9 protein-coding genes are annotated in these 14,056 nt (G+C 64.3%); 1 reads left to right on the top strand and 8 read right to left on the bottom strand.

From position 1 onward, the window contains the following. Positions 1–163: 163 nt before the first annotated feature. From FJ417_RS10665 to FJ417_RS10700, 8 genes are all read right to left on the bottom strand, one after another. Positions 164–1,792 (bottom strand): alpha-D-glucose phosphate-specific phosphoglucomutase, encoded by a 1,629-nt coding sequence (locus FJ417_RS10665; RefSeq protein WP_140783364.1) that lies wholly within the window; start codon positions 1,790–1,792, stop codon positions 164–166. Between the two features lie 3 nt (positions 1,793–1,795). Next, a complete protein-coding gene (gene glgA, locus FJ417_RS10670; RefSeq protein ID WP_140783365.1) occupies positions 1,796–3,241 on the bottom strand; it encodes a glycogen synthase GlgA in 1,446 nt (481 codons plus the stop codon). A gap of 125 nt (positions 3,242–3,366) precedes the next feature. Beyond that, positions 3,367–4,632 (bottom strand): glucose-1-phosphate adenylyltransferase, encoded by a 1,266-nt coding sequence (gene glgC / locus FJ417_RS10675; RefSeq protein ID WP_140783366.1) that lies wholly within the window; start codon positions 4,630–4,632, stop codon positions 3,367–3,369. Between the two features lie 63 nt (positions 4,633–4,695). Beyond that, positions 4,696–6,909: a 1,4-alpha-glucan branching protein GlgB gene (gene glgB / locus FJ417_RS10680; protein WP_140783367.1), complete on the bottom strand. Its 2,214-nt coding sequence runs from the start codon at positions 6,907–6,909 to the stop codon at positions 4,696–4,698. 119 nt (positions 6,910–7,028) lie between these two features. Next, positions 7,029–9,491, bottom strand: a complete 2,463-nt coding sequence (locus tag FJ417_RS10685) for a glycogen/starch/alpha-glucan phosphorylase (RefSeq protein ID WP_140643405.1) — start codon at positions 9,489–9,491, stop codon at positions 7,029–7,031. Between the two features lie 134 nt (positions 9,492–9,625). Beyond that, positions 9,626–10,423: an ATP-binding cassette domain-containing protein gene (locus FJ417_RS10690; protein ID WP_140643403.1), complete on the bottom strand. Its 798-nt coding sequence runs from the start codon at positions 10,421–10,423 to the stop codon at positions 9,626–9,628. After that, the gene (locus FJ417_RS10695; RefSeq protein WP_140783368.1) at positions 10,420–11,496 is read right to left on the bottom strand and encodes an ABC transporter permease; all 1,077 of its coding nucleotides are present in this window, start codon (positions 11,494–11,496) and stop codon (positions 10,420–10,422) included. The genes FJ417_RS10690 and FJ417_RS10695 overlap by 4 nt, the downstream gene beginning before the upstream one ends. Positions 11,497–11,592: 96 nt before the next feature. Further along, on the bottom strand, positions 11,593–12,621 hold the full coding sequence (locus FJ417_RS10700; protein WP_140643399.1) for a sugar ABC transporter substrate-binding protein: 1,029 nt from the start codon (positions 12,619–12,621) through the stop codon (positions 11,593–11,595). A 210-nt stretch (positions 12,622–12,831) separates the two neighbouring features. Between FJ417_RS10700 and FJ417_RS10705 the strand changes: the two genes are divergently transcribed. Continuing rightward, a complete protein-coding gene (locus FJ417_RS10705; RefSeq protein WP_140783369.1) occupies positions 12,832–14,055 on the top strand; it encodes an ROK family transcriptional regulator in 1,224 nt (407 codons plus the stop codon). Position 14,056: the final 1 nt, after the last annotated feature.

Genomic DNA, 14,056 nt, shown 5'->3' on the forward strand with positions numbered 1-14,056 from the left:
GTGGACCGGCGCGCGGCGCCGAGACGGATGAGGGGTGTTGGAAGAAATGAGGCGCCGGCGGTGCCAACGCCGGTTTGCGCCAAGCTGGAGCACCCCTCATCCGTCGCCTTCGGCGACACCTTGTCCCACAAGGGGAGAAGGGGGAGCCGCCGCGCCGCCACCCTCAAGTAATCACGCTCGGCTTGTTGCGGCCGGTGTGGCTCTTGATGCCGGCGATGTCGTCGGCGGCGGCGATGAGATCGGCGAGCGCCTCCTGGGTGTCGAGATCGTGCCTGGCCTTGTCCGGCTCGTAGCGCTCGATATAGACGCGCAGCGTCGCCCCTGACGTGCCGGTGCCGGAGAGGCGCAGGACAACGCGCGAGCCGCCCTCGAACAGGATTCGTATGCCCTGATGCTCGCTCACGGAGCCGTCGACCGGATCGTGATAGGCAAAATCGTCGGCCTTGGCGATCTTCAGGCCGCGCACGCCGGTGCCGGGGAGCGAACCAAGCTTGGCGCGCAGTTCGTCGACCAGCGCGTTGGCGCGGTCGCTCTCGACCTCCTCGTAATCGTGGCGCGAATAGTAATTGCGGCCATACGTTGCCCAATGCTCGGTGACGATCTGCTTGCAGCTCTCGCCGCGCGCGGCGAGGATGTTGAGCCACAAGAGCACGGCCCACAGACCGTCCTTCTCGCGCACGTGGTTGGAGCCGGTGCCGGCGCTTTCCTCGCCGCAGATGGTCGCCATGCCGGCGTCGAGCAGGTTGCCGAAGAACTTCCAGCCGGTCGGCGTCTCGTAGATGCCGACGCCGAGCTTTTCGGCGACGCGGTCGGCCGCGCCGCTGGTCGGCATGGACCGGGCGATGCCTTTCAGGCCGTCCTTGTAGCCCGGCGCCAGTTGGGCATTGGCGGCAAGCATCGCCACAGAGTCCGACGGCGTGACGAAGATGCCCCTGCCGATGATCAGATTGCGGTCGCCGTCGCCGTCGGAGGCCGCGCCGAAGTCCGGCGCGTCCGGCCCCATCATCTCATCATAGAGGTGTTTTGCATGCACCAGGTTCGGATCCGGGTGATGGCCGCCGAAGTCGGGAAGCGGCTTGAAGTTGCGGCAGGTGCCTTCGGGCGCGCCGAGGCGATGTTCGAGGATCTCCTTGGCATAGGGGCCGGTCACCGCGTGCATGGCGTCGAAGCGCATGCGGAAGCCCGACTTGAAGAGCTTCTTCAGCGCATCGAAGTCGAACAGGCTTTCCATCAATTCGGCATAGTCCTTGACCGGATCGAATATCTCGACCGTCATGTCGCCCGCCTTGACGGTGCCGATGGTGTCGATGTCGATGGCGCCTATATCGGCGATCTTGAAGCTCTTGATCTCCTTCGACTTGGCGAAGATCGCGTCGGTGATCTTTTCGGGCGCCGGGCCGCCATTGCCGGCATTGTACTTGATGCCGAAATCCTCGTGCGGGCCGCCGGGATTGTGGCTGGCCGACAGGATGATGCCGCCGAAGGTCTTGTATTTGCGGATGATGTTGGAGGCGGCGGGGGTCGACAGGATACCGCCCTGCCCGACCATCACCTTGCCGAAGCCGTTGCCGGCGGCAATCGCGATGGCTTTCTGGATGACCTCGCGGTTGTAGAAGCGGCCGTCGCCGCCGATCACCAGCGTCTTGCCCTCGAAACCGTCCAGCGCGTCGAAGATCGCCTGGATGAAGTTCTCGGCATAGTGCTCCTGCTGGAAGACCGGCACTTTCTTGCGCAGGCCGGAGGTGCCTGGCTTCTGGTCGGTATAGGGTTTGGTGGGGACGGTTCTGATCATGCCTCAGGCAGCCCTTTTCGAAAGCAGCAAGCGATAGAGTTCGACGTATTTTTCGGCGCTCTTGTCCCAGGAGACATCGGCCTTCATGCCCTGGCGCTGGATCGAGGCCCAGGTCGCCGGCCGCGCATGCTGCTCGACGAGCCGCTGGATGGCATGCACCATCGCGCCGCCATTGTTGGGCGCGAACTGGAAGCCGGTGGCGACGCCTGCCGACAAGGCGGCTTCATTGGCGTCGATGATGGTGTCGGCCAAACCGCCGGTACGGGCGACGACCGGCACACAGCCATAGCGCAGGCCATAGAGCTGGGTCAGGCCGCAGGGCTCGAAGCGGGACGGAATGATGATGGCATCGCAGCCGCCCTGCATGACGTGCGAAAGGCCTTCATCGTAACCGACGACGACGCCGACGCGGCCGCGATGACGGGCGGCGGCGGCAAGCAGCGTGCCTTCGAGACCGGCGTCACCCGAGCCCAGGATGGCGAGGCGCGCGCCGGCGGCGACGATGCCGTCGACGACCGCGGCCAGGATGTCCATGCCCTTCTGCCACGTCAGCCGGCTGACGACGCAGACGATCGAGCTGCCGTCCGCCTCCAGGTTGAAGCGCTCTTCGACCGCCTTGCGGTTCTTGGCCCGCGCAGCAAGCGTCTCGGCCGAATAATTGGCCACCAGATGCTTGTCGGTCTCGGGATTCCAGATGTCGACGTCGATGCCGTTGACGATGCCGTAGAGATCGGTGGAGCGCATGTTGATCAGCCCGTCGAGACCCATGCCGAATTCCGGCGAGCGGATTTCCTGCGCATAGGTCGGGCTTACCGTGGTGATCGCCCAGGCGGCTTGCAGGCCGGCCTTGAGAAATCCGACGCCGCCATAATATTCGACGCCGTCGAGTTGCATAGCCATGGCCGGCAGGCCGAGCTCGCCGAAGATGCCGGCGCCGAACTGGCCCTGGAAAGCAAGATTGTGCACGGTGATCAGCGACGGCACGCCGACCGCCTTGCCGTATCGCATATAGGCAAGCGTCATCGCCGACTGCCAGTCATGGGCATGAACGATGTCCGGCTGGTAGCCGGAGATCGCGCCGCCGGCAATGTCGCCGCCGACCTGGCTCAAGGCCGCGAAGCGGCGCCAATTGTCCGGCCAGTCGGCGCCGGAGGCGGTGCCGTAGGGGCCGCCCTGGCGATCGAAGAGATGCGGCGCGTCGAGCACGAAGAGATCGAGCTCGCCGATCTTGACGGCATGGACCGAAGCCTTGCCGCCTTGCAGCAGCGGGTACTGGTAAACGGCCTTCTTCTTGGCGAAGGCCGCCATCACGACAGGATAGCCGGGGACCAGCGTGCGCATCGCCACGCCCTTCCCGACCAGCGCGATCGGCAGGGCGCCGGTCACGTCGGCAAGCCCGCCGGTTTTGACCAGCGGAAAGATTTCGGGCGTAACCGACAGAACCTGCATGCGCTCCATATTCCGATCTCAACGTGACAGGTCAAAGTGACAATCTGTTGATCAAGTCGTCAGCTTGCTGATCGACCCGACAGCTTGCTGATCGACCCTATCAGATCGACAGCTGATCAACCTTATCAGGTCGACAACTTGTTGATCATGTCCTGGGTGATCAGGCAGATGCCCTTCTCCGACACGCGAAAACGCTTGGCGTCCAGTGCCGGATCCTCGCCGACCACCAGCCCCTCGGGGATCTGCACGCCATGGTCGATGACGACGCGCCTGAGGCGCGCCTTGCGGCCAACAGTAACGTCGGGCAGCATCACCACTTCCTCGAGCTTGGAATAGGAATTGATGCGGGCGCCGGTGAAGATAAGGCTGCGGCGCAGCGAGGCGCCGGAGACGATGCAGTCGCCGGAGACCAGCGAGGAGATCGCCTCGCCGCGGCGGCCGTCCTCGTCATGCACGAACTTTGCCGGCGGCTTCAATTCGGCATAGGTCCAGATCGGCCAGTCGCGATCGTAGAGGTCGAGCTCGGGTGTGACGTCGGTGAGGTCGATATTGGCCTCCCAATAGGCGTCCACCGTGCCGACGTCGCGCCAGTAGGGCTCGGACTCGTGCGAGGAACGCACGCAGGATTTGGCGAAACGGTGAGCGATCGCCTTACCGTGCTGGACGATGTAAGGGATGATGTCCTTGCCGAAGTCGCGGCTGGAGCCAGGCTCGGCCGCGTCGCGGCGCAGCTGTTCCATCAGGAACTTGGTCTTGAAGACGTAGATGCCCATCGAGGCCAGGGCGAATTCCGGTTTATCCGGAATGCCCGGCGGATCGGCCGGCTTCTCGACGAAGGCGATGATGTTGTCCTTCTTGTCGACATGCATGACGCCGAAGCCGGTCGCCTCCATGCGCGGCACTTCCAGGCAGCCGACGGTGACGTCGGCGCCGGCGTCGACATGCTGGCGCAGCATCAGCTCGTAATCCATCTTGTAGATGTGGTCGCCGGCGAGGATCACCATGTATTCGGGCCCGTAGGCCTCGATGATGTCGATGTTCTGGTAGACGGCGTCGGCCGTGCCTTCATACCACTGCGTTTCGGACACGCGCTGCGATGCCGGCAGGATGTCGAAGCTTTCGTTTCGCTCGGGCCGCAGGAAGTTCCAGCCGCGCTGCAGGTGGCGGATCAGCGAATGCGCCTTGTACTGGGTGGCGACGCCGAGGCGGCGGATGCCGGAGTTGAGCGCATTTGAGAGGGCGAAATCGATGATGCGCGTCTTGCCGCCGAAATAGACGGCGGGCTTGGCGCGCCGGTCGGTCAGCTCCCTGAGGCGGCTGCCGCGGCCGCCGGCCAGCACATAGGCCATGGCATCGCGCGCCAGCGGCTGGGTTCTTTTGATCTCTGCCATTTTGTTACCCTCCCAAACAAGCTGCCCGGACCGTTGCAAGAGCAGGATGAGACATCATCTGCTTTAATCCGCGACAAATTCCAGCATGATCGTCGACAGCGGCGGCAAGAGCATCGTCGCCGATATGCCTCCCCCTTCCCCGCTCGCCTCGACCACGCCGCGATTGCCCATGCCGGAGCCGCCATAGACCTCGGCGTCGGTATTGATGATTTCGCGCCATTTTCCCGCCTTCGGCAGCGGCACGCGATAGTTCTCGCGCGGCACCGGCGTGAAATTGGAGATGACGGCGATCGAATTGCCGTCCGGCGCGCTGCGCAGCCAGGCGAAGACCGAATTGTCGCGGTCGTCGACGATCAGCCAGGAGAAGCCCTCCGGCTCGCAATCGCGCGCATGCAGCGCCGGGCGCGAACGGTAGAGGTAGTTCAAATCCCGCACCGCCTGCCAGACGCCGCGATGCGGCGCGAATTCGAGCAGGTCCCAGTCGAGCGCGCGTTCCTCGCTCCACTCGCGGCGCTGGGCGAATTCCTGGCCCATGAACAGGAGCTTCTTGCCGGGATAGCCCCACATGAAGGCGTAATAGGCGCGCAGCGTGGCGAACTTCTGCCAGTCGTCGCCGGCCATCTTGTTGAGCAGCGTGCCTTTGCCGTGCACGACCTCGTCATGCGACAGCGGCAGCACGAAGTTTTCCGAGAAAGCGTAGACCAGGCCGAAGGTGATGTCGTTGTGATGGTGCTTGCGGAAGATCGGCTCCTTGGAGAGATACTCCAGCGTGTCGTGCATGAAGCCCATGTTCCACTTGAAGCCGAAGCCGAGGCCGCCTTCATGCACGGGACGCGACACTTTCGGCCATGAGGTCGATTCCTCGGCGATCGTCATCACGCCGGGGTGGTGGCCGTAAAGCTCCTTGTTCATCTTCTGCAGGAACGAGACGGCCTGCAGGTTCTCGCGCCCGCCCTTCTCGTTAGGGATCCACTCGCCGGCCTTGCGCGAATAATCGAGGTAGAGCATCGAGGCGACCGCGTCGACGCGCAGGCCGTCGACATGGTACTTCTCGGCCCAGAACAGCGCGTTGTTGACGAGGAACGACACCACCTCGCGGCGGCCGAAATTGTAGATGGCCGTGTTCCAGTCGGGATGGAAACCTTGGCGCGGATCGGCATGCTCGTAGAGCGCGGTGCCGTCGAACTTCACCAGCCCGTGCTCGTCGACCGGGAAATGCGCCGGCACCCAGTCGAGGATGACGCCGATGCCGGCGCGGTGCGCGCCGTCGACGAAGCGGGCGAAGCCGTCGGGGTCGCCGAAGCGAGCCGACGGCGCGTAAAGGCCGGTGGTCTGGTAGCCCCAGGACGGGTCGTAAGGGTGCTCCGAGATCGGCAGGAACTCGACATGGGTGAAGCCGGTGTCGACCACGTATGGGATGAGCCGCGCGGCCAGTTCGTCCCAGGACAGGAAAGTGCCGTCGTCGCGGCGCTGCCAGGAACCGGCATGGACCTCGTAGATCGAGATCGCCTCGCGCCGGGGATCGGCCTTCTGCCAATAGCCGCGATGCGCCTCGTCGCCCCACTGATGCGCGATCGGCGGCGCCGTCACCGAGGCGGTCGCCGGGCGCAGCTCTGACTCGAAGGCGAACGGATCGGCCTTGAGCGGCAGGCGCACGCCGTCGGGCCCGATGATCTCGAACTTGTAGGGCTGGCCCGCGCCGAGATCGGGAATGAACAATTCCCAGATGCCGGTATCCCTGCGGTCGCGCATGGTGTGCCGGCGGCCGTCCCAGTCGTTGAAGGCGCCGACCACGGAGACGCGCCTGGCATTGGGCGCCCAGACGGCGAAATGCACGCCGGTGGCGCCCTCGTGTTCGACGATGTGGGCGCCGAGCTTGTCGAACAGCCTGAGATGCGAGCCTTCGGCCATGTAATAGTCGTCCATCGGACCGAGCACCGGGCCGAAGGAATAGGGATCGGTCAGCCACCAGTCGCCGCCGGCGTTGCTGGCGTGATAGCGCAGCGGCTGGCGCTTGCGGATCGAGACCTTGCCCTCGAAGAAGCCGGCATCGTCGCGGCGCGAGAGCTCGCCGACCTCCTTGCCGGCCAGCGTATAGGCGGTGACGAATTCCGCGTTGGGCACGAAGCAGCGGGCGACAAAGCCCTTGCCGGCTTCCTGCACGCCCAGGACCGAGAAAGGATCGCCATGCGTTCCGGCGACAATCGCCGCGACATCGCCGGCTGGCGCCAGTCCGTCCGGCCCGCTTGTCGCAGCGGTCGCGCGCGGCTTCCTCATCAGGCGGTGTTCCCTCCCCGGGAGTTATTTTGTTTTGTGCATGTCGTTGCCCGAAAACCGCAACGCACTTTTGGGCGACATGCACGACACCACATTGTTCGTGATCTCATGCAATCATATCAGACGGGTACGTTCCAGATTTCTTTCGCATATTGGCGGATCGTGCGATCGGACGAGAACCAGCCCATGCGGGCAACGTTTCGGATGGCGCGCGCGTTCCAATCGGGGCTGTCGCGCCAGACGCGGTCCACGTCGCGCTGGCAGGCGGCGTAGGAATCGAAGTCAGCCGCCACCATGAACCAGTCGCTGCTGTAGAGCCCGTTCATGAGGTCGCGGTAGCGATTGGGGTCATCGGGCGAGAAGACGCCGGACGAGATCGCCGCGACGGCCTGCGACAATTCAGGGGACGCCTCGATGATGCCGCGCGGGTTGTAGCCATTGTTGCGCCGATCGGCGACCTCGGCGGTGGTGAGGCCGAAGATGAAGATGTTGTCGTCGCCGACATGTTCCTTCATCTCGACATTGGCGCCGTCGAGCGTGCCGATGGTGAGCGCGCCGTTCATGCCGAACTTCATGTTGCCGGTGCCGGATGCTTCCATGCCGGCGGTCGAGATCTGCTCGGAGAGGTCGGCGGCGGGCATCAGCACCTCGGCTAGGCTGACATTGTAGTTCGGCACGAACACCACCTTGAGCAGCCCGCGCACCGACGGATCGCCGTTGATGACTTTCGCGACGTCGTTGGCCAGTTTGATGATCAGCTTGGCGTTGTGGTAGCTCGGCGCCGCCTTGCCGCCGAAGATCTTGACGCGCGGCATCCAGTCCCGCTCGGGATGCGAGCGTATCTGGTCGTAGAGCGCGATCGCCTCGATGATGTTGAGGAGCTGGCGCTTGTATTCGTGGATGCGCTTGACCTGGATGTCGAACAACGCCGACGGGTCGAGCCGAACGCCGAGCCGATCGGCGATCAGGTTGGCGAGCTTCACCTTGTTCTGCCGCTTCACGGCGGCGAATTTCTCACGGAACGCCGCGTCGTCGGCGAGCGGATCGAGATCCTTGATCGCCTCGATGTCGTCCATGAAGCGGTCGCCGATCGCCTCGCGGGCAAGCGAGGTCAGGCCCGGGTTGCACTGGATCAGCCAGCGCCTGGGCGTGATGCCGTTGGTCTTGTTGTTGATGCGGTCGGGATAGAGCTTGTGGAGATCGGCGAACACCGTCTCCTTCATCAGCTCGGTGTGCAGGGCCGAGACGCCGTTGATCGAATGCGAGCCGACGAAGGCCAGATTGCCCATGCGCACGCGGCGGTCGCCATTTTCCTGGATCAGCGAGATGCGGGCGATCTGATCGCCCGAGAACTGGTTGGTGGCGCGGGCCTCGAGCAGCACCTGCGCATTGATGGCATAGACGATCTGCATGTGGCGCGGCAGCAGACGTTCGAACAGCGGCACCGGCCAGCTTTCCAGCGCCTCGGGCAACAGCGTGTGGTTGGTGTAGCCGAAGGTGCGCTTGGTGATGTCCCAGGCCTGGTCGAAGTCCATGCCGTGGACATCCATCAGGAGCCGCATCAGCTCCGCCACGGCGACCGCGGGATGGGTGTCGTTGAGGTGGATCGCCGCCTTGTCGGGCAACGATTTCAGGTCGCCATACTGGCTGAGATGACGCTGCACGATGTCCTGCAGCGAGGCGGTGGAGAAGAAATACTCCTGCCGCAGTCTCAACTCCTGCCCGGCCATGTGGGAATCTGCCGGATAGAGCACGCGCGACAGCGCGTCGGCCTTGTTGCTTTCGGCCAGCGCACCGATGTGGTCGCCGGCGTTGAACTTGTCGAGCAGGATCGGATCGATCGGCATGCCGGACCAAAGTCTCAGCGTGTTGACGCGCCTGGCATGCCAGCCGGCGACAGGCGTGTCGTAGGCAACTGCCAGCACATGCTCGGTCGGCTTCCAGACGTGGCGTTCGAGCCGGCCGTCCTTGGAGGTGATCGATTCCACCGAGCCGCCGAAGCCGACCTCGAAGGAGCGCTCGCGCCGTTCGAACTCCCAGGGATTGCCGTGATCGAGCCAGGTCTCCGGCAGCTCGACCTGCCAGCCGCCGTGGATTTCCTGGCGGAACATGCCGTTGGCGTAGCGGATGCCGTAGCCATGGGCGGGGATATCGACGGTCGCCATGCTTTCCATGAAGCAGGCGGCGAGACGGCCGAGGCCGCCATTGCCGAGCGCGGCGTCCGGCTCGAGCCCCGCGATGAGGTCGAGGTCGACGCCGAGGGAGGACAGGGCCTCGCGCATGTTCTCCATCAGGCCGAGATTGGAAAAGGCGTCACGCATCAGGCGCCCGATCAGGAATTCCAGCGAAAGGTAATAGACGCGTTTTTCCTGCTGGTCATAGGCTTCCTTGGTTGCCTGCATCCAGTGGTCGACGATGCGGTCGCGGACGACCTTGATCGAAGCCGTCAACCAGTCATAGGGCGTGGCGACGGTTGTGTCCTTGCCGACCCGGTACTTGAGCGACATCAAGACCTCCTCAGCGAGGGTCTTGGGATCGGGATTGTCGAGAACAGGGGCTTCGATCGTCATGGCGGATGTCATTTCGCCTCTCGTTCAACTGGCGTGATCATAACGGCTTGTATCGTTCCTCCCAGCCCATCCTAGTGCATTGCAACATATACTCAATCGATTTAGACGGCTGGCCAATGGTCGTGTGCCGGAACAAGACGGCCCAATCAGGCCGTCTCCAAAACTTCCGGCGGTGCCTTGGCGCCGGTCATGAAAGCGACGGCGTCGGACATTGTATATTGCTTAGGATCGATGACGGCGAGGCGACGGCCCAGACGATGGATGTGGATGCGGTCGGCCACCTCGAAGACATGCGGCATGTTGTGCGAGATGAGCACGATCGGCAGGCCGCGCTTCTTGACGTCGAGCATCAGCTCCAGCACGCGGCGGCTTTCCTTGACGCCGAGCGCCGCGGTCGGCTCGTCCATGATGACGACGCGGCTGCCGAACGCCGCGGCGCGGGCCACCGCCACGCCCTGGCGCTGGCCGCCCGAGAGCGTTTCGACCGACTGGTTGATGTTCTGGATGGTCATCAGCCCAAGCTCGGACAATTTCTCGCGGGCGATGCGCGCCATGGCCGAGCGGTCAAGCCTCCTCAGCCATTGCCCTGCAAAACCCGGCTTACGCAGCTCGCGGCCGAGGAACATGTTGTCGGCGATCGACAGCGCCGGCGACAAGGCCAGGTTCTGGTAGACGGTCTCGATGCCGGCCATGCGCGCCTCGATCGGCGAGCGGAAATGCACCGGCTGGCCGTTGAGCTCGATCGCGCCGGAGTCCGGGATGACCGCGCCGCACAGCGCCTTCACCAGCGTCGACTTGCCGGCGCCGTTGTCGCCGATGACGGCAAGGATCTCGCCCGGCATCAGGTCGAAATCGGCATTGTCGAGAGCGACCACCCTGCCGTAGCGCTTGTTGAGGCCTTTGGCCTGAAGAATGGGAACCTGATGAATCGACTGGGTGCTCATGCCGAAATCTTCCTGATCCACTGATCGATGGTGACGGCGAGGATGATGAGGATGCCGACGGTGAACTCCTGCCAGAGCGAGTCGACGCCGGCGAGCGCCAGGCCATTGCGGAAGACGCCGACGATCAACGCGCCGAACAATGTCCCGACGATCGAGCCGCGCCCGCCGAACAGCGAGGTGCCGCCGATCACCACGGCGGTGATGGCATCGAGATTGGCGGTCTGGTTGCCGAGCGGGCTTGCGGCGCCGATGCGGCCGATAAGCGCCCAGGCGGCGACGGCACAGATGAAGCCGGCCAGCGTGTAGACGGCAATGAACACGCCGCGGGTGTTGATGCCGGCGAGGCGTGCGGCTTCGTCGTCGTCACCGGTGGCGTAGACATGGCGGCCGAAGGCGGTGCGGTTCAACACATACCAGATGATCAGAGCCGTCAGGATCATGGCGATGGCGCCGTAGGTCAGCACCGCGCCGCCTCCCAACCTGATCGTGTGGCCCAGCCACTGCAGCAGCGGTCCCGCCGCCTCGATGTCCTGGGCGCGCACGGTCTCGGAATGCGAGACGTAGATGACCATCGCGCCGTAGACGCTCCAGGTGCCGAGCGTGACGATGAAGGGCGGCAGCTTGATCACCGCCACCAGCACGCCGTTGATCAGGCCGCAGACAAGACCCGTGAGCAGGCCCAGCATGAAACTCAATTCGACCGGCACGCCGTAGGTGACGGTCAGCCTGCCCATGACGATGGACGACAGCACCATCATCGCGCCGACCGAAAGATCGATGCCGGCGGTCAGGATGACCAGCGTCTGGGCAATGCCCAGAAAGGCGATGATGGTGACCTGTTGCAGGACAAGCGAAAGATTGAACGGCGCAAAGAACCGTCCGCCCGCCGCAACCGAAAAGATCAGAATGCCGATGACCAGCACGATGAACGGGATGGCCGTAGGGTATTCGTGCAGGAAGCGCTGGATGCTCTTCAGCACCGAGCCCCGGTCTTCGTCGAAGCTCGCCACGGACTGATCGCTGCCGTGAAGGCCGCGCTCGGCCGAGACTGAGCCGGTTGCGTCGTCGCTCATCTCTATCCCCTCCCAGGATCCCGTGTTTCGGGAAAGGGCGGCCGGAGCCGCCCTTTCGGTGAGTTTAGTCCGTTGTTGCGGGTATTAGGAAGGGCATCAGCCCCAGCAAAGTTCCGCGCCCTTCTTGCTGTCGATCGACTCGACGCCGTTGACGGGTTTGTCGGTGATCAGCGTGGCGCCGGTATCGAAGAACTCCTTGCCGGGGGTCGGCTTCGGCTTTTCGCCGGTCTTGGCGAACTTCTCGATCGCTTCCATGGCCATGGCGGCCATCTTCAGCGGATATTGCTGCGAGGTCGCGCCGATGACGCCGGCCGCGACGTTCTTGACGCCCGGGCAACCGCCATCGATCGAAACCACAAGGACCGAGCCGTCATCCTTGCCGGCCGCCTTGAGCGCCTGGTAACCACCGGCCGCCGCCGGCTCGTTGATCGTATACATCACGCTCACGTCCGGGCACTTCTGCAGCAGCGTTTCCATGGCGGTGCGGCCGCCATCCTCGGCGCCGCCGGTCATCTCATGGCCGCAGATGCGCGCGTCGTCCTCATCGCCGTATTTCTTCGGATCCTTGATGTCGATGCCGAAGCCCTTCATGAAGCCCTGGTCGCGCAGATAGTCGACGGTCGGCTGGTTGGTGGCGAGATCGAGGAAGGCGATCTTGGCGCTGGAGGCCTTGTCGCCCAGCGTGCCCTTGGCCCACTCACCGATCAGCTCACCGGCCTTGAAATTGTCGGTTGCGAAAGTGGCGTCCGCCGCGTCGATCGGATCGAGCGGCGTGTCGAGCACGATGACCAGCAGGCCCGCATCGCGCGCCTTCTTGATGGTCGGCACGATGGCGCTGGAATCGCTCGGCACGATGGCGAAGCCCTTGGCGCCGGCCGAGATCAGGTTCTCGATGGCCGCGACCTGGCTGTCATTGTCGCCGTCGAACTTACCGGCAAAGGTCTGCAGCGTGAGGCCGAGCTCCTTGGCTTTGGCCTGCGCGCCTTCGCGCATCTTGACGAAGAACGGGTTGCCCTCGGTCTTGGTGATCAGGCCGACGATGTCGGCGGCATACGAGGCCGTGGCCATCGCGCCGTAAAAGGCAAGACCGGCAACGGCCGCCTTCAGGATAGTCCATTTACGCATGATTTCCTCCCAGTGAACCACTCCGGCGCCGGCCAACCGGCGCCTGCGGAGCGCCCACCGAAGTTCTCCCAGTGTGGGCGCGATGTCAAAGAGACACCAGTCCGTAACGGCTGTCAATAATTAAATCACTCTTATTTATTATTGACACTCTTGCGCTGTTCACTCATTCTGAACGAAAAGCATCGAGGGGAAACAGACGGGAGGAACAGGGTGGAGACCGGCATTGCGAGGCACGGTTCGCCCGAGGCTTTGGAAAGCCGGCTGCATCGCGGCACCAACCAGAGCGGCATGCGCGACCACAATGAGCGGCTCGTGCTGTCCCTGGTGCGCCAGCATGGCAGCCTGGCCAAATCCGACATTGCGCGCATGACCGGGCTGTCTGCCCAGACAGTGTCGGTGATCATGCGCGAGCTCGAGGAAGACAAGCTGCTCGTGCGCCAGGCGCCGCTGCGCGGCAAGATCGGCCAACCTTCGATCCCGATGGCGCTCAATCCGGAAGGCGCCTTTTTCATCGGCCTCAAGATCGGCCGCCGCAGCGCCGAGCTCGTGCTGATCGACTTCCTCGGCAATGTGCGCGCCATGCTGCAGCATTCCTACCGCTATCCCGCACCGCGCGAGACCGTCGAGTTCGTCACCGCCGGCATCAAGACGATGCGCGGCGCGCTTACGCCGGCTCAGGACACGCGCATCGCCGGGCTCGGCATCGCCATGCCGTTCGAGCTATGGAACTGGGTCGACACGGCCGGCGCGCCGCGCGAGATCATGGACGAATGGCGCCATCGCGACATCCGCGCCGACATCCAAGGGCAGTGCGAGTTTCCCGTCTACCTGCAGAACGACGCGACGTCGGCCTGTGGCGCGGAGCTCGTCTTCGGGCAGGCCGGCGCGGCGCGCGATTTCGTCTATTTCTATATCGGCGCCTTCGCCGGCGGCGGCATCGTGCTCAACGGCCGCCTCTACAGCGGGCCGAAAGGCAACGCCGGCGCGCTGGGCTCGATGCCAGTGCCGGGGCCGGACGGCAAGCCGACGCAGCTTATCGACGTCGCCTCGATCGCGATGCTGGAAAGGGCGCTCTCCGCCAAGGGCATCGACGGCTCCTATCTTTGGACCTCGCCGCAGGAATGGGGCGAGATCGGCGCCGATCTCGACGAGTGGATCGCCAGCGCCTCGCGGGCGCTCGCCTATGCCATCGTCGCTGCCTCGTCGGTCATCGATTTCGAAGCGGCGGTCATCGATGGCTGGATGCCGCTCGATGTGCGGCGCCGGCTGGTCGATGCCGTCACGGAAGCGATCGCCCGCATCGATGCCGAAGGACTGAAACTGCCTGTCGTGCGCGAGGGAACGGTCGGCATCCACGCACGCGCCATGGGCGGCGCCAGCCTGCCGCTCTCCGAGCGCTTCCTGATCGGACCGAACACGTCCGGGGGCGCCTGAC

This window comes from Mesorhizobium sp. B3-1-7 (assembly GCF_006439385.1).
Lineage (GTDB): Bacteria > Pseudomonadota > Alphaproteobacteria > Rhizobiales > Rhizobiaceae > Mesorhizobium.

What these genes read in the sequence shown, in the direction of transcription:
- FJ417_RS10695 (WP_140783368.1), bottom strand. Translation starts at nt 11,496, where the DNA reads ATGAGCGACGACGCAACCGGCTCAGTCTCGGCCGAGCGCGGCCTTCAC.
- glgB (WP_140783367.1), bottom strand. Translation starts at nt 6,909, where the DNA reads ATGAGGAAGCCGCGCGCGACCGCTGCGACAAGCGGGCCGGACGGACTG.
- glgA (WP_140783365.1), bottom strand. Translation starts at nt 3,241, where the DNA reads ATGCAGGTTCTGTCGGTTACGCCCGAAATCTTTCCGCTGGTCAAAACC.
- FJ417_RS10690 (WP_140643403.1), bottom strand. Translation starts at nt 10,423, where the DNA reads ATGAGCACCCAGTCGATTCATCAGGTTCCCATTCTTCAGGCCAAAGGC.
- glgC (WP_140783366.1), bottom strand. Translation starts at nt 4,632, where the DNA reads ATGGCAGAGATCAAAAGAACCCAGCCGCTGGCGCGCGATGCCATGGCC.
- FJ417_RS10700 (WP_140643399.1), bottom strand. Translation starts at nt 12,621, where the DNA reads ATGCGTAAATGGACTATCCTGAAGGCGGCCGTTGCCGGTCTTGCCTTT.
- FJ417_RS10685 (WP_140643405.1), bottom strand. Translation starts at nt 9,491, where the DNA reads ATGACATCCGCCATGACGATCGAAGCCCCTGTTCTCGACAATCCCGAT.
- FJ417_RS10665 (WP_140783364.1), bottom strand. Translation starts at nt 1,792, where the DNA reads ATGATCAGAACCGTCCCCACCAAACCCTATACCGACCAGAAGCCAGGC.